Raw genomic sequence first — 14,329 nt, 5'->3', positions numbered from 1 at the left:
CCCCGCCCCCGGGGGGGGCCGCCGCCCCCCCCCCCCCCCCCCCGGGGGGCCGCCCCCCGGCCCCCCCCCGGCCCCCCCCCGCGCGGGGGGGGGGGGGGCGGCCCCCCCCCCCCCCCCCCACGGCCCCGGACGCTCGGCCCCGGGGCCGCGCCGGGTACTCCTCCCGCGGGGCGGTGAGGATCCGCGCGGGCCGGCCCGTCCGCGAGCCGTTCAGCCGTCCGCGACCGCGGTCCCCGCCCCGGCCGGCTTCTCCGGCGCCCGGCGCAGCGCCCGGACGGCGGGCACGGCCAGCATGACCGCGATGCAGACGATGCCCATGACCGACGAGAAGAGCAGCACGCGGTCGGCGCCCACGGACTCGGCCGCCGGCCCGGCCAGGGCCCGGCCCACCGGGATGACCATGATGGACCCGGCGACGTCGTAGGCCGAGACGCGGCTCAGGACGGCCAGCGGGATGTGCGACTGCACGCTGGTCGCCCACATGACGCCCCAGAAGGCGAAACCGCAGCCCGCCAGGACGCCCGTGACGGCGGTGAGCGTGAACGACCACTCTAGGGCGGGCGCCAGCGGGTTGAGGGAGAAGAAGAACATGGCGCACGCGCCCGCGACGAGCGGCCGGCGGGGCCGCACCCGCATTCCGAGCAGCCCGCCCACGATCGTGCCGGCCCCGTCGGCGGACGCGATCCAGCCGTATCCGTCGGCGCCGTGCTGCTCGGTGAGGAGCGCGGCGCCCAGCGGCAGCGCCGGGCCGAAGACGAACAGGCCGTAGACGGCCCACACGGCGATGACGCCCCACAGCCAGGAACGGGACCGGAACTCGTGCCAGCCCGTGGCGAGCCGCTGCCAGATCGGCTCGTCGGTCCCGTCCGGGGCCGTGCCGAGCCTCCGCAGCGGCGCGAGGCCCAGGGCGCTGCACGCGTAGAACGCCGCGATCACCAGGAAGGACCCCGCCACGTCCCAGTACGCCACGAGGAGACCGGCGAGGCCGGGGCCGAGCAGGGTGCAGATCGACTCCGATATGCGCAGCAGCGCGTTGGCCCGCTGGATGTCCTCGGCGACCCGCGGCACCAGGCTCGCCAGACCGGGCTGGAACATCGCGGTCGCCGCGCCGCTGACCGCGAGCAGCGCCATGACGTGCCACAGCCGTACGTCCCCGAGGGCGAGGAGTCCCGCGAGCGCGAGCATGGCCACCATGCGCACCAGGTCCGCGCCGACCATCATCACCTGCGGGGTGAACCGGTCGGCGAGGACCCCGCCGAAGAGCACCAGGAGGACGATCGGTGCCATCCACGCGGCAAGGGCGTACCCCACGCCGGAGGCCCCGTACCCCGCCCCGAGCACGGCGGTGGTCAGCGAGACCATCAGCATGCCGTCGGCGAGCAGCGAGGTGCTGCGGGCGGTGAAGAAGAGCCGGAAGCGGCCCGAGCGCCACGGGCTGGGCGGGGAGCCGGGCTCGCGCTCCACGGGCGCGTCGTCCGTCGTCACGTCGTTCGTCGTCATGTCGGATCCGCCGGAGTCCGGCCGTTCCCTTCGGTGAGGATGTGCTGCCGGAGCCACGCGTCCGTCCGGTCCGCCGCCTCCGGCGGGTCCTGGACGATCACGTACCGGCGGGGGGCGAGGACCCCGGGAAGGCCCGGGAGGACGTGCATCAGCGCGGCGTGGGCCTCCGCCGGGGACAGGGGGGTGCCGCCGGGGGCGACGAAGGCGGTGAGGCCCTCCCCGGGCCCCTCCCCGTCCCCGGGCCCGCCCGCCGTGACGTGTACGGGTACGCCTCCGAGGGCGCCGCCCAGGGCCTCCGCGACGGCCGGCGGCGAGACCCAGCAGCCGTCCACCCGGACCCAGTCCGGGCCGCGCTCCACCGGACGGACCCCCGTCACCCCGGTCAGCGAGGCGAGCGGCACGTCCCCCTCGGCGGCCGCCTCCAGGAGCCGCACGAGACCGGTCAGGAAGCCCTCCGCCTCGCCGGGGGCGAACAGCGCGGGGTCGGCCCACAGGCCGATCCGCAGCAGGGGCGCCGTCCCGTGCACGAAGGCGAGGAGGCGGGTCGGCAGGACCTGGGACGGGCCCCGGCCCAGTTCGAGGTCCGGCCCGTCCGGCGCCGGTCCGGAGCCGTCGGCCCCGGGAAGGGCGCTCACGTCGTTGAAGACCACGTCCCGCGCGAACCGGCTGCCGCGCTCGAAGGTCGTCCGGTCGATCATCTCCCACAGGGCGACCGCGTCGAACCGGCTGTGCCGGTAGGCGTCGAGGGCCGCCCCCCACGCCTTGGCGAGCAGCGCGTCGAAGGACGGCACCCGGACGTCGAGGGCGAGCAGGGCGTCCTGCGACACGGTGTTCACCGAGCGGACGAGCCGGTCGTGGAACCGGTTGGAGGTCGGGACGGCGGCGACGCAGACGTCCTGGCCGGTCCGGTGGGCGACGAGCGCGCACCAGGCCGTGAGCAGCACCGTGGACGGCAGCCCGCCGGTGCGCTCCGCGACCCGGGCGAGCGCCCGCGCGCCCCGCAGGGACCGGAGCGTCACCTCCGGCGTCACGGTCTCGGCGCCCTCCGCGCCCGGCCCGTCGAACATGGCCTGGGGGCCGGTGCGGATGATCCGTTCCCAGTACCGCAGGGACGCCGCCGACTTCCGGAGTCCGGCGGGGGAGGCCTCCTCGGCGGCGAGGTCGAGCGGGGTGAGGGCGGTCTGCGGCTCCAGGGGCCCACCGGCGAGCAGGGCCAGCCAGTCCTCCTCCAGGACGGCGAGGGCGCTGACGTCGGTCACGGCGTGGCTCGCCGCCAGGGCGACGAAGACCGGCGCGCCGCCCGCGGTGACGAGGGAGATCCGCAGGCCGAAGTCCCGGTCGAGCCGGAAGCGTCCGGCGCGGGCCCGGCGGGCCACGGCGTCGGCGTACCGTCCGGCGTCCGGGGGGAGCGCGTCGTGGTCGAGGACGGTGACCGTGAACTCCCCCTCGGCCGCCACCACCTGCTCGCGGGGCACGGCGCCCTCCGCGTGCGGGAACGTGGTGCGCAGCGCCTCGTGCCGCACGACCAGGGCGCGTAGGGCGTCGATCACCGCGTCCGTCCGGGTCCCGGCGGGCACCGGCCACACGTCGTGGATGTTGATGTGCTCGGGCTCGTCCCGCAGCATGCACCGGATCATGTTGGCCTGGCCCAGCGTGACCGGGCCCCGGCGCTCCTCGCCGCCGGTGTGGGCGACGGTCACGGTGCGGGTCTTCGCCGGGCGCGGGAGGTCCCGCTCGTGCGCGGTCACGGGGCGGCCACCGCCCCGGGCCGGGGGAGGGGCTGCGGAGGGCGGCTCATGCGGTGCTGCCTTTCGGGGACGGGAGGCGGTTCTCGTACGCCGGGGACGGAGACCTGCCCTCGCGCGCGGGGGAGGGGGAGGGGCCGTCCCCGCGCGCGGGGGAGGAGGGGCGGCCCCCGTGCGCCGGGGCGGGCGGGTGTCCCTCGCTCGCGCGGGCCAGGGGGCCCCAGGCGTCGAGCAGCAGGGCGAAGTCGGCCATGTCCCGCCGCGCCTCGTCGAGGAGGCGTCCGCGGCGGGCGGCGAGGACGTCGGCGACGGCCGCGTAACGGCCGCCGAGCTTGCGGTAGCAGCGCTCGACCACGTCGAACCGCTCGGCCTCCTCCACCGGTTCGGGCCCCGCGCCCTCCCGGAGCACCGCGGCGACGGCGGAGGCGCGGACGAACCCGTCGCCGTCGAGCAGCCCGTCGCCGGCCGCCGCCAGCCCCGCGTACACGGCCTGGAGGTGGGGGACGGCGAGGAGGAACTTGGTCAGCCGCACCTGGTACGCGAGGAAGCCCGCGTCCGAACGGCGCTCGTTCGTGTGGAAGTTGACGATGTGCCGGTTGTGCAGGACGCCGGGCAGCCGGGCGCCGTGCACCAGGTGGAGGAGGAAGTAGTCGCTGCCGATGGTGTCGGTGGCGGGCGGCAGCGGCACCCGGCCGTAGACCCCGCGCGCGAAGGCGACGTTGCACATGTCCACGCGGGCCGGGCCGACGGTGGTGAGCGTGGTGAGGTCCCGGGTGAACGCGGCGGTCCCGGCGCCCCGGAAGGCCTCGTCGACGAGGTTCCGCCGCCAGATCTCCGGATAGCCGGCCGGGACGGACAGGCCGACGAGCTCCTCGTGGACGAGCGGGTCGAGCGCCCGGATCTCCGCCACGTCCACGGACATCTCGCCGACGAACGAGCCGCCGACCAGGGCCACCGGCCGGTCGGCGAGCGCCGGGTCGAGCCTGCTCCGCGACACGAGTCCCGCCACGTCGGCCGCCCGTCGCCCCAGCGCCGTCAGCTCGTGGTGGAGCGGGAAGACCGGCTTCCCGTCCAGGTACTGGTAGCGGCTGTCGGAGTCCCGGCGGTGCACCGAGGCGCAGCCCAGGGCCTCCGCGATCAGGAAGGCCCGGTTGGTGCAGGCCCCGTAGGAGACCCCGGACGGCAGCATCAGGCCGAGCACCCGGTCCGGCCCGGCGACCCCGGAGCGGGCGATCGCCCCGCGCAGGAAGGCCCGCTGCTCGTCCTCGTCGAAGTGGTGGACGACCACGCCGGGCTCCGGCGGCAGCGCGGCCACCGCCTCCCGGTGCGCGGCGAGGGCCGCGGGCCCGGAGGAGTCCAGGACCAGCAGGTGCACCTCGACGCCGAAGTGCCGGGCGCCGTGGGCGGCTTCCTCGGCGACCGCCCTGAGGGTCGCGGCGCAGGCCCGGTCGGTGGGCAGGGTCAGGCAGACGCGGCGCACGACGGCTCCCCGTCCCTGCCGTCGTGCCCGTCGCGGTCCTTCCACGGGGTGAGCCCGAGCAGCCGCTCGCCGAGCCCGTTCAGGACGGCCGTGGGATAGCGCTCGGACTCGTGCCGGACGGGGTCGCCGACGAGGGTGCGGTTCCAGCGCGGGGTGCGCAGGTGCCGCCAGGAGTCGACCCGGGACCTCCGCAGCCGCTCGTGCTCCTCCAGGGCCGGCATCATCGACAGGTACTGGACCGCCCGCACCTGATCCTCCGAGGTGTTGCGGGCCACCCCGTGGGCGAGGAGCCCGTTCCAGATCAGCAGGTCGCCGGGGCGCAGGTCGGGGCGGACGACGGGGTACTCGTCCCGGTCCGCGGCGGGCCGGATCGGGTCCCGGTCGGCGGGCTGTCCGACCTTCCACTCCTCGAACCGCCGGAACAGCTCCGGGCAGCACTGGAACCCGCCCGACTCCGGGCGGGTGTCGTTGAGCGCGATGATCCCCTGCACCCGCTGCGGCGGCACGCCGAGCGTGGTGTCGATGTCCCAGTGCAGCTCGATGTCGAAGCCCCGGTCGGTGGGTTCGATCAGGGCGCGGTCGCGGTTCTTGACGTTGGGCGGGTTGAGGTTGAGCCGGTCCTGCGTGACCCACAGCTCCTCGCAGTCCCACACGTCCACGAAGGCGTCGTACACCCGCTGCGACTGGCGGCTGTCCCACAGGAGCTGGTGGTGGTACGCCTCCACGAAGCCGTAGACGTGCAGCTGCCGGTCGAGCTGGGAGCGGAACGGCCGGTCCTCGTACCAGGTGTCCGGCCGCTCCGGGTCGAGCCCCTGGAAGTCCCAGGCGAAGTCGAGCAGCCGCCGCGCCGCCTCCGCCGGGATCGCCTCCCGGACGACGACGTAGCCGTACGTCTGCCAGTGGGCGAAGTCGGCCTCCGAGAGCACCCGCAGCGGCCGTGACTTGCTCAGTTCCCGCAGGGTGGTCTGCGCGAGGTAGGACTCGCCGTCCGCGCTGAAGTACGGGAGGTCCGAGGCCGCCCGGTGCAGACGGGGGCGGCGCGCGGGGCGGTGCGGAGCGGGGGTCGTCATGGGTCCCTCCAGGTGCGGGAGTCGGGGGAGGAGGCCCGGGGCCGGGCGTGGGCCCGGGGGCGCTTCTCCCCGGCCGGCGGGCAGCACGCGGCGACCCCCGGCGGAGGGGCGGCGGCGGACGGCACGGACGGCCGGAAGTGCCGTGACGCTGGTCAGACGTCACGCCGTGCGAAAGAATTGGTTTAGACCTTAGCGGCTGGCAAGTGCCATCTCAATACGCCGAGTTGGGTCGGAGGAGGATCCGGGCGAACGTTGTCAGGACGGCTCCTTTGGTCTAGACAACAATCGAGGAACTGGCTTACTGTCGCCCTGCGCGGTCCGCTTCCTGACGGGCCGTCAGCCACATTCTTCGCCGTGCCGCGGTCGACGCCGGCCGCCCGCGAGGCCGTCCGCGGCCGGAGACCGGGCCACGGCCGGAGAGCGGGCCGCGGCGCGCCCGTCCCGCCCGCCCCGCCGGCACCCCCGACTGTTCGTCCATCCCCCGAGGGAGCGGTTCCCCCATGAGCACACCCGGCACCACGGTCCTGCCCGACGGCGGCCTCAGGAGCCCCGGACCGGGCCTGATCACCCTCGACCCCGACCACACCGCGCTGCTGCGCGGCCTCGACGCGCTGCTCACCGGCCTCGCCGCCCGCCTCTCCGCCCCCGAGGTGGTGGGGCCGCCGCTGCTCTCCGTGGAAGGCCTCGCCCGCCTCGACTTCTTCCGCAACTTCCCCCACCTCGGCGTCTCCGCAGGACGGTTCGAGCCCGGCGCGCTGGACGCCCTGGCGGCCGGCGAGACCCCGGGGGAGCTGCCGCTCCGGCCGACCGGCTACCTGCTGCCGTCCGCCACCTGCTACGGACTGCTGCTCTCCCTGGAGGGCCGCGACGTCGGCGAGGAGGGGCTGCGGCTCTCCGCGGCCGGCCGCTGCTTCCGCAACGAGACCCACTTCGACGGCCTGCGGCGCCTGTGGGGCTTCCACATGCGCGAGGTCCTCTACCTCGGCACCCAGCAGGGCGCCCTCGACCACCTGGAGCAGGGCGCCGGGTTCGTCCAGGAGCTGGCCGGCCGCCTCGGCCTCGACCTCACCCGGGCCGTCGCCGACGACCCCTTCTACGACAAGGGCGGCTCCCGGGCCCGGCTGATGGCCCTCGACCCGGTCAAGCACGAGTTCAGCGCCCCCGACGGCACGGCGATCGCCTCCGTGAACCGGCACCGCAACTTCTTCGGCGAGCGCCTGGACATCCGCGCGGGCGCCGAGGGACCGGCGTACAGCGCCTGCGTCGCCTTCGGCGTCGAACGCTGGGTCCACGCGATGGTCCTCGCCCACGGCACCCCCGGGCGGGCGCTCGACCGCCTGCGCGAGGCCGGCGCCTGACCCCCGCCGGCCCCCGGCCCGCACGCACACCCGCACAGCGCACGAACGAGGAGCGACACCACCCCATGGAACGCATCGCCGAGTGGCTTCACGAGAAGAACCCCGGCCTCGACGGACCGATCGCCCCCGACGAGGACCTCATCGAGGCCCGTCTCATCGACTCCATGGACTTCCTGGAGTTCGTCGACCTCCTGGAGGAGCTCTCCGGCCGCTCCATCGATCTCCAGGAGGTCACCATCGACGACTTCCGCACGCTCGGCCGCGTTCAGGAACGCTTCCTGGGCACCGCCGGGTGAGTCCCCGCCGATGAACGGCGGCCCCGAACGGAACCGGGGGAACCGCGCGGACCGGCAGGGCCGCGAGGGCGGTGACCGCGGTGAGGACCGGGAGGCGCGCGCGAACGGGGCGGACCGGCAGGACCGCACGGCCCTCCCGGTCCTCGCCGTGGTGGCGGCCACCGGCGAGGTCCTGGCCCGCCCGGAGCTGCACGAGGGTCTGCTCGCGCCGTGGGAGCGGCGCCGTCTCGACCGGACACGGGTGCCCGCCCGCCGCGACGACGTCCTGGCGGCACGCCTCCTCGTGCGCCTGTGCGTCGCCCGGTTCACCGGGCTGCCGCTCGGCGCGTCGGGACCGGAGCAGCACTGCGCCGAGTGCGGCCGGGACGGGCACGGGCGTCCCCGCCTCGCCGGCCGGCCCGGTCTCGGCGTCAGCATGAGCCACGCCGACGGTCTCGTCGCGGCCGCCGTCGGCCCCGGCCCGGTCGGCGTCGACGTGGAACCCGCCTCGCGCCGGCCCGGCCCCCCGTCCGTACTGCGGAGGCTCCTGCCCGAGGCCGACCTGCGGGAGGCCGCCGCCCGGCCGGACCCCGGCCCGGCGCTGCTCCGGCTGTGGGTGCGGGGCGAGGCCCTGTTCAAGGCGGGCGGCGGGACCGGACTCGGACTCCTCGAATGGACCGACGACGCACGCGGAGCGGTCGCGGCGGTCGCCGCCGAAGCCCCCGTCACCACCTTCACCGCCTCTCCCGCCTCCCGCGCGGAACCTCCCGCGCGGGAGGACGGCGCCTCTCTCCCCTCTCCGCCGACGGTCGGGAACGCGCCCTGACCATCACCCGGAGGGAGAGGGAGCCGTCGTGCGCCGACGAGGCGTTCCGCTTCTCGGACCCGCGGGCCCGTGGGCCCGCCGCCCCTGTCCCCGACGGCCTCGCCGGGCGACGATCACGGCCCCGGGGAACCACCGGGGCCCGCAGGCGCCCCGCTCCCGCTCGGCCGCGGTCGTACGGACAGGGCCCCGAGGTACGCGCTCAGGGCGGCCGCCGCACCGCCGAGGGGGAACCGGGCGCCGAGCTGCCCGTCCGGGCGGACGACGAGACCGGTGGCGCCGTCGGGGAGGTAGAGCCGCGCGAACTCACCGGCGGCGTCGCGGTACGCGGGCACGGACGGGGACGCCGGGCGGGCGCGGTCGGCCCCGGCCGGCAGGACCACCACGACCGGCGGGCCGCCCGCCGCCCGCGCCGCCTCCGCCGCGCCGGACAGCTCGGCGGCGTCGGAGCCGTACAGGAGCACCACGTGCCCCGCCCGGCCGCGCAGCACGTCGAGCAGCCGCAGCGGGAAGGCGGCGACCGGTGTGGTCAGACCGCCGCAGTCCGGGGCCCGGTCGCCGGGCTGCGGCGCACCGGCCGGACCGTGCGGCGCGCCCGCGAGCGGACCGCCCCGGTACCCGACGAGGAGCTGGGCCTCGCGGAGCAGCAGGGTCCGCCGGTCTTCCGGATCGGCCTCGATGCCGTGCACGGCGTGCCGCACGGTCCGGCCCACGACCTCCTCGCCGACCGGCCGCCGCTCCGCGTCGTACGTGGCGAGCAGCTCGGGACCCGCCTCGCCCCGGACCACGAGGGCGAGCTTCCAGGCCAGGTTGCAGGCGTCCTGCACGCCGGTGTTCATGCCCTGGGCGCCGGTCGGCGGATGGATGTGGGCCGCGTCGCCCGCGACGAGGACGCGCCCCTCGCCGTACCGGTCCACGATCCGGTGGCTGATCCGGAAGACCGAGGCCCAGCGCAGCCGGGAGAGCCGCGCGGGCCGGGGCGCCAACCGGTCGACGACGGCCTGGAGATCGGAGAGCCCGGGCGCCCGCCCGGCCTGCACGCCGTGCGCGACGCCGTCCGGCGCGGGGCCTCGGGCGCCCGCCGCGGCACCGGAGCCCTGCGGGGCGACGTCCGGCGCGCCGCCCGGCGTGCCCGCCCGGCCGTCCGGCGCCGCGCCCCTGCCGGCGGACAGCTCGGGCGGCACCCGCATCGACATCCGGTAGCGCCCCGCGCCCGGCAGCGGGATGCAGACGAGGACGTCGTCTGCCGAGCCGTCGGCGGACCGGCGGCTCGACCGCACGCCGTAGCCGTGCGGCAGGTCTCAGTCGGCCTCCACGTCCCCGAGCATGTACTCCTCCGGGAACGCGCCGCCCTCGAACGACAGCCCCAGGCCCTTCCGCACGACGCTGTGCGCCCCGTCGCAGCCGATCAGATACGGCACCCGCAACTCCTCGTCGGCGCCGGACGCGGTGCGCAGCCGCGCGGTGACCCCGTCCCGGTCCCGGTCGAACGACACCAGCGCGGTGCCGCGCTCCACGACCGTCCCCAGACCCGCCAGGTGCTCCTCCAGGAGGCGCTCCGTCTCGTACTGGGGCAGCGCGGCGAAGCCGTAGGGCACCTCGGGCGGCATCTCCAGCTCGATCCGGGCCCGTTCCTGCCCGTCGGCGTAGACCAGCTGCCCCCGGATCGGGACGGCGGTCTCCAGGACGGCGCGGACCAGGCCCATCCGGTCCCACAGCTCCAGGGTGCGCGGCTGGATCCCGACCGCCTTCGCGTACGGAAGGCGCGCCGGAAGCCGGTCCACGACCCGGCAGTGCACCCCGTGCCGGCGCAGTTCGGCGGCCGCGCTCAGGCCGACCGGGCCCGCGCCGACGACCAGGACGTCGGTGGTGGTGCGGTGGTGCGCCACGAGTACCTCCAGCGCCGACTCGCCCCCGCAGGGCCCCGTCCTCCATGGTCGCCCGGCGGGCCCCGGACGGCGAGCGGTGGAGAACGCGTGCCCCTCGTGACGGTCCCGTGCGGGCGGACGACGGCTTCACGCGGATTTCACCGGGGCGGGCGATCCTGGTCTCCCGGCGGGGACGGACGAGGGGGAACGCCACGGCGGAGAACGAGGTACCGGGCCCGGGGGCGTCGCCCGACGAGCTCGAACGCGTCGTCGCCTCCCTGCGGCGCGCCGGGACGAGGCTCTCGTCCATCTGCGCGCGGCGGTCGCCACGCACCGCGAGGCGGCCCGGACGGCGGGCGGGCGCACGGTCGGCGACGTGGGCGAGCACGCGGTGGCCGCGCTCGCGGCGGGCCGCACGCTCATCGGTCCCGGCCGCACCGCCGAGGCACGCCCGTACTTCGCCGAGGCGGCCGGCCTCCACGCCGAGGTCGCCGCACGCGAACCGGCCGCCGTCGCCTTCTTCGACCACGTCTTCGCCCGCCACGGTCACCGCATCACGTACGAGGGGGAATCCTGGCCCGGGCGAAGATCCAGGACGGGCCGGAGGCCGCCGACGGGCCGGAGACCGCCGGCCGTTCGGGGGCCGCGGCCCCGGCCGGTCTCACGCCCCCGGGCCCCACCGGTCCTCCGCCCCGGACCCCCGGGTCCCGACCTCTTCGCGCGGATCGACCGCCCCGACGCCCGCGGTCCCGCCCTGGCGGACTCCGGGCGGCCCGAGCTCGCCGTCGCGCAGCTGACCGAGACCCTGGCCCTCGGGCAGGCGGCGGCCGCCGGCAGCGGTGCCGCCCCCTCGCCCGTACGCTGCACAACCCCGGACTCGTACGGGCTTGGTCCGGCCGCCGCGCGGAGGCGCCGGAAGCGGCCGACGAGGCCGTGCACCCCTACCGGCGCCACCTGAGCGCCGCGCCCGAGACCGTGCGGCCCCTGCTCGCCGACGCCGCCGACAGCCTGGGCGGCCGACTGGCCGTGCTCGACCGCCACCGGGACGCCGTCGCGCCCGCCACCGGGGCCGCCGCCCTCCTCCGCCGGCTCGTCCCCACGGACCCGGCCGCGTACCGGAGCGAACCGGCCCGGGTGCTCGACAACCCGGGCATCCGGCTCCGCGACGCCGACCGCCACGCCGAGGCGCTCGCCGCCACCGGGGAGTCGCCGGAGATCCACCGCCGCCTCCACCGCGACGATCCCGCGGCGCACCTGCCCGGGCTGGTCCACGCCCTGGCCGACCTCGCCCTCCGCCGCGCCCGGCTGGACCGGCACGACGGGGTGGCGGCCCCGCGGCGGAGGCCGTCCGCCACCTGCGGGACCTGGACCGGATCCACCCGAACAACGACGTCGCCGCGCTCGCCGGGTCCCTGACCCGGCTCGGCCGATACCTGCGGAGGCTCGGCCACCGGGCTGCGGCCCGCGACGCCGAACGCGCGGCGGGGGAGCTGCGCCGCCGCGCCCCGGAACCGGGACGGTGGGCGGGCGGAACCGGACGGCGGCGCCCCGCGTCCCTCCCGGGCATGAGCGAGAAGCCCGCAGAGGAGTCCCGTGACCGTCTGGAGAGCGCCGTCGGCTGTCTGCTCGCCGTCCTCGGCGTAGCCGTCACGGGCGCCTTCGCACTGCCCCGGGCCGCGTACGGCATCGAGGGCGGGTTCGAGGCGCAGGGCCGGGACTGGGGCGTGATCCTCGTCGACCTGCCGCTGATCCTCTTCGCCGGGCTCGTCGTCCCGCCCCTGGCCTGGGCGACGGCCACGCGGTGGCTCCGCCCGTGGGCGGCGGTCCTCGTCTGCGCGGCCGTCGTGGGCCTGGGCCTCTGGGGCCTCGCGGCCGGCTGGCACCCGACGCAGGCCCCCGACCCGGGCGACGGCCCCGGCCTCTGACGACCGGCGGTCCGGACGGGGTCGCCGGGCCGGATGAGGCTGCCGGTCCGGACGAGGCCCGCCGGGTCTGACGAGGCCCGCCGGTCCGGACGGGGCCCGCCGGTCTTCAGAGGCCCGTCGGACCGGCCGAGGGCAGCCGGTCCGACGGGAACCACCTGCCGCACGACCGACACCGCCCGTACGACCGACACCGCCCGTACGCCGTCCCTCCGGTCAGACCAGGACCACCGGCCGGCCGCTCAGCCCGACGCCCGCCGCCCGCAGCTCGTCGAGCGCGCGGTCGGTGGTGTCGGCGGAGACGCCGACCGTGTGGTCGAGGAGGACGCGCACGTCGAAGCCCTCCCGGACCCCGCCGAAGGCGGTGGCCTTCACGCAGTGGTCCGTCCCGATCCCGACGACGTCGACGCCGCCCACCTCGCGGGCGCGCAGCCAGTCGCCCAGCGGCGTGCCGTTCGCGGTCGCGCCCTCGAAACCGCTCTTCGAGGCGGAGTGGGCCCCCTTGAAGAAGACCTCCTCCACGGCCCCGGCGGCGACGGCGGCCGCGAAGTCCGGGTGGAACTCGGAGCCCTCGGTGCCGGCGACGCAGTGCACCGGGAAGGAGTCCTCGAAGTCGGGCTCGTCCGAGAAGTGGTCGCCCGGGTCGACGTGGTGGTCACGGGTGGCGACGACGTGCGCGTACCGGCCACCGGCGCTCCGGACCAGGTCGGCGAGGGCGACGGCCAGGTCGGTCGCACCGTTCACGGGGACGTCGCCGCCCTCGCAGAAGTCCTTCTGTACATCGACGACGATCAGGGCACGGCGCACGGGAGCGGCCTTTCCTCAAGGGGGTGGAAGAGTCCCTGGCATCGTCGCGCCTCCGGGGTGCCCCGTGAGGCGCGCGCGCCCGCCTTTCACCCGATCGGGATCATGGAAACGGGGCTCCGCCGACCGGACCCGCGGACCGCCGCGCCCGGCGCGGGCCCGGAGCCCCGGCCCCCGCCGTGCGCCCCGGGGGGTCATCCGGCGCGACCTGCCCGAAACTGGGGGGAGGGAAGAGCCACCGAGAGGGACGACGAGAGGGGCGAGCCCATGGACGTGGACGGCGGCGCGGGAGCGCGGCGGACGCCCGGCCGTGCCCGGTTCGGCGTACGGGTCCGGCCCGGGACTGCCGACGGGGTGGTGGTGCTCGAACTGGGCGGGGAGCTCGACCACGACACGGTCGCGCCCCTGCGCGAGGCGGTGGAGGAGCACGCCCGGGCCCGGCGGATCGTCGTCGACTGTTCGGGCCTCGGCTTCTGCGACTCGACGGGGCTCAACGCGCTCCTCAGGGCGCGCCTGCGGATGCGGGAGACGGGCGGGCGCCTGGACCTGGCCGGGCTGCGCCCGCCGGTGGACCGGATGTTCGACATCACCGGTGCCAGGGCCGTCTTCCGGGTGTACGAGGACGCCGACGGGGCCCTGGCCGATCCGGTGCCGCACGACGGCGGGGCCGGCCATGACTGACGGCGACCCCGACGCGGAAGGCGCCCGGGTCCGGAGGCTGCTGCTGCGCGGGGCGCAGAGGGTGGTGTCGCGCTGCCGGGATTTCACGGCGGAGGCGTTGGCGGACTGGGGGTGGATTCCGGCGGGGAGCGAGGCGGGGGAGGAGCGGGTGGAGGACGTGCTGCTCCTGGTGTCGGAGGTGGTGACCAACGCCTGTCTGCACGCCGGGGGACCGGAGGAGTTCGTCCTGCGGTACGAGCGGGGGCGCCTGCGCGTGGAGGTCGCCGACCCCGACCCCGAACCGCCCCGGCCGCGCGCGCCCCGCTCTCCCGCGCTGCCGGGCGGGCACGGTCTGATGGTCCTGGACAGGCTGGCGGGTGCCTGGGGCTACGAGACCAGGGGGCCGGGAGCGGCGGGGAAGGTGGTGTGGCTGGAGGTCAGCGGGCCGCCGGGCCGGACGCCGGACCGTCCTCCAGCAGAGCTGCTCTGAGCTCGCCGAGGATCCGGGTGAGCAGCCGCGAGACCTGCATCTGGGAGAGCCCGATCCGCCGGCCGATCTCGGCCTGGGTGAGCTCCTCCCCGAACCGCAGCGCCAGGATGTGCCGGTCGCGCTCGTCCAGCCGGTCGAGCAGCGGCCGGAGCGCGGCCAGGGACTCGATCAGCTCGTAGGCGGGCTCGGCGGTCGCCAGGTGCCGGGGAGCGGCGCCCGAGGTCTCCTCGTCGTCACCCGCCGGGGTGTCGAGGGAGCGGGTGGCGTAGCCGTGGGCGGCGAGTTGGCCTTCGGCGATTTCTTCTTCGGTGAGGTGGAGGTGGTGGGCGAGTTC

At 76.7% G+C, this 14,329-nt stretch carries 14 protein-coding genes and 1 pseudogene; 8 read left to right on the top strand and 7 right to left on the bottom strand.

Features of this window, described 5'->3' with window-relative positions; all coding sequences use genetic code 11:
- Nucleotides 1–210: 210 nt before the first annotated feature.
- Genes ACIQKA_RS10365 through ACIQKA_RS10350 form a run of 4 tightly spaced genes read right to left on the bottom strand, consistent with a single transcriptional unit; the run spans nucleotide 211 to nucleotide 5,795 of the window.
- Complete coding sequence (locus tag ACIQKA_RS10365) at nucleotides 211–1,485, bottom strand: MFS transporter (protein WP_402540950.1); 1,275 nt, start codon at nucleotides 1,483–1,485, stop codon at nucleotides 211–213.
- Between the two features lie 11 nt (nucleotides 1,486–1,496).
- Nucleotides 1,497–3,248 carry a condensation domain-containing protein gene (locus ACIQKA_RS10360; RefSeq protein WP_402540634.1) on the bottom strand — a complete coding sequence of 584 codons (1,752 nt, stop codon included), beginning with the start codon at nucleotides 3,246–3,248 and terminating at the stop codon, nucleotides 1,497–1,499.
- Between the two features lie 46 nt (nucleotides 3,249–3,294).
- Entirely contained in the window at nucleotides 3,295–4,725 is a 1,431-nt protein-coding gene (locus ACIQKA_RS10355) for a DUF6271 family protein (RefSeq protein WP_402540633.1), read from the bottom strand.
- Complete coding sequence (locus tag ACIQKA_RS10350) at nucleotides 4,707–5,795, bottom strand: phytanoyl-CoA dioxygenase family protein (RefSeq protein WP_383159660.1); 1,089 nt, start codon at nucleotides 5,793–5,795, stop codon at nucleotides 4,707–4,709. The genes ACIQKA_RS10355 and ACIQKA_RS10350 overlap by 19 nt, the downstream gene beginning before the upstream one ends.
- A gap of 500 nt (nucleotides 5,796–6,295) precedes the next feature.
- On the opposite strand from ACIQKA_RS10350, the gene ACIQKA_RS10345 reads away from it, so the two are divergent.
- The 3 genes from ACIQKA_RS10345 (at nucleotide 6,296) to ACIQKA_RS10335 (ending at nucleotide 8,254) form a co-directional block, all read left to right on the top strand.
- Nucleotides 6,296–7,153, top strand: coding sequence for a hypothetical protein (locus ACIQKA_RS10345; protein ID WP_383159659.1), 858 nt, complete (start codon nucleotides 6,296–6,298; stop codon nucleotides 7,151–7,153).
- 65 nt (nucleotides 7,154–7,218) lie between these two features.
- Nucleotides 7,219–7,449: an acyl carrier protein gene (locus ACIQKA_RS10340; RefSeq protein WP_383159657.1), complete on the top strand. Its 231-nt coding sequence runs from the start codon at nucleotides 7,219–7,221 to the stop codon at nucleotides 7,447–7,449.
- Nucleotides 7,450–7,459: 10 nt separating this feature from the next.
- Complete coding sequence (locus ACIQKA_RS10335; protein ID WP_402540630.1) at nucleotides 7,460–8,254, top strand: 4'-phosphopantetheinyl transferase family protein; 795 nt, start codon at nucleotides 7,460–7,462, stop codon at nucleotides 8,252–8,254.
- A gap of 113 nt (nucleotides 8,255–8,367) precedes the next feature.
- On the opposite strand, the pseudogene ACIQKA_RS10330 reads toward ACIQKA_RS10335, so the two are convergent.
- A pseudogene (locus ACIQKA_RS10330) lies at nucleotides 8,368–10,140 on the bottom strand (FAD-dependent monooxygenase).
- 355 nt (nucleotides 10,141–10,495) lie between these two features.
- Between ACIQKA_RS10330 and ACIQKA_RS10325 the strand changes: the two are divergent.
- From ACIQKA_RS10325 to ACIQKA_RS10315, 3 genes are all read left to right on the top strand, one after another.
- On the top strand, nucleotides 10,496–11,077 hold the full coding sequence (locus ACIQKA_RS10325) for a hypothetical protein (RefSeq protein ID WP_402540628.1): 582 nt from the start codon (nucleotides 10,496–10,498) through the stop codon (nucleotides 11,075–11,077).
- Nucleotides 11,053–11,535: a hypothetical protein gene (locus tag ACIQKA_RS10320; RefSeq protein ID WP_402540626.1), complete on the top strand. Its 483-nt coding sequence runs from the start codon at nucleotides 11,053–11,055 to the stop codon at nucleotides 11,533–11,535. Before ACIQKA_RS10325 ends, ACIQKA_RS10320 begins: the two co-directional genes overlap by 25 nt.
- Nucleotides 11,536–11,684: 149 nt before the next feature.
- A complete protein-coding gene (locus tag ACIQKA_RS10315) occupies nucleotides 11,685–12,044 on the top strand; it encodes a hypothetical protein (protein WP_402540625.1) in 360 nt (119 codons plus the stop codon).
- A gap of 213 nt (nucleotides 12,045–12,257) precedes the next feature.
- Here ACIQKA_RS10315 and ACIQKA_RS10310 read toward each other — a convergent pair whose 3' ends face one another.
- Nucleotides 12,258–12,848: an isochorismatase family protein gene (locus tag ACIQKA_RS10310; protein ID WP_383448800.1), complete on the bottom strand. Its 591-nt coding sequence runs from the start codon at nucleotides 12,846–12,848 to the stop codon at nucleotides 12,258–12,260.
- Between the two features lie 264 nt (nucleotides 12,849–13,112).
- Between ACIQKA_RS10310 and ACIQKA_RS10305 the strand changes: the two genes are divergently transcribed.
- Nucleotides 13,113–13,526, top strand: coding sequence for an STAS domain-containing protein (locus ACIQKA_RS10305; protein WP_383159643.1), 414 nt, complete (start codon nucleotides 13,113–13,115; stop codon nucleotides 13,524–13,526).
- Nucleotides 13,519–13,995 (top strand): ATP-binding protein, encoded by a 477-nt coding sequence (locus ACIQKA_RS10300; protein WP_383437897.1) that lies wholly within the window; start codon nucleotides 13,519–13,521, stop codon nucleotides 13,993–13,995. The genes ACIQKA_RS10305 and ACIQKA_RS10300 overlap by 8 nt, the downstream gene beginning before the upstream one ends.
- Here ACIQKA_RS10300 and ACIQKA_RS10295 read toward each other — a convergent pair.
- On the bottom strand, nucleotides 13,943–14,329 hold a 387-nt coding region (locus ACIQKA_RS10295; protein ID WP_383437894.1), incomplete at its 5' end, for a sigma-70 family RNA polymerase sigma factor. The genes ACIQKA_RS10300 and ACIQKA_RS10295 overlap by 53 nt on opposite strands.

Source organism: Streptomyces sp. NPDC092045 (assembly GCF_044756005.1).
Taxonomy (GTDB): domain Bacteria; phylum Actinomycetota; class Actinomycetes; order Streptomycetales; family Streptomycetaceae; genus Streptomyces.
This window is presented reverse-complemented; position numbering and strand designations above follow the sequence as displayed.

Coding starts and splice junctions, on each gene's coding strand:
- ACIQKA_RS10350 (WP_383159660.1), bottom strand. CDS start 5,795: ATGACGACCCCCGCTCCGCACCGCCCCGCGCGCCGCCCCCGTCTGCAC.
- ACIQKA_RS10345 (WP_383159659.1), top strand. CDS start 6,296: ATGAGCACACCCGGCACCACGGTCCTGCCCGACGGCGGCCTCAGGAGC.
- ACIQKA_RS10340 (WP_383159657.1), top strand. CDS start 7,219: ATGGAACGCATCGCCGAGTGGCTTCACGAGAAGAACCCCGGCCTCGAC.
- ACIQKA_RS10335 (WP_402540630.1), top strand. CDS start 7,460: ATGAACGGCGGCCCCGAACGGAACCGGGGGAACCGCGCGGACCGGCAG.
- ACIQKA_RS10315 (WP_402540625.1), top strand. CDS start 11,685: ATGAGCGAGAAGCCCGCAGAGGAGTCCCGTGACCGTCTGGAGAGCGCC.
- ACIQKA_RS10305 (WP_383159643.1), top strand. CDS start 13,113: ATGGACGTGGACGGCGGCGCGGGAGCGCGGCGGACGCCCGGCCGTGCC.
- ACIQKA_RS10300 (WP_383437897.1), top strand. CDS start 13,519: ATGACTGACGGCGACCCCGACGCGGAAGGCGCCCGGGTCCGGAGGCTG.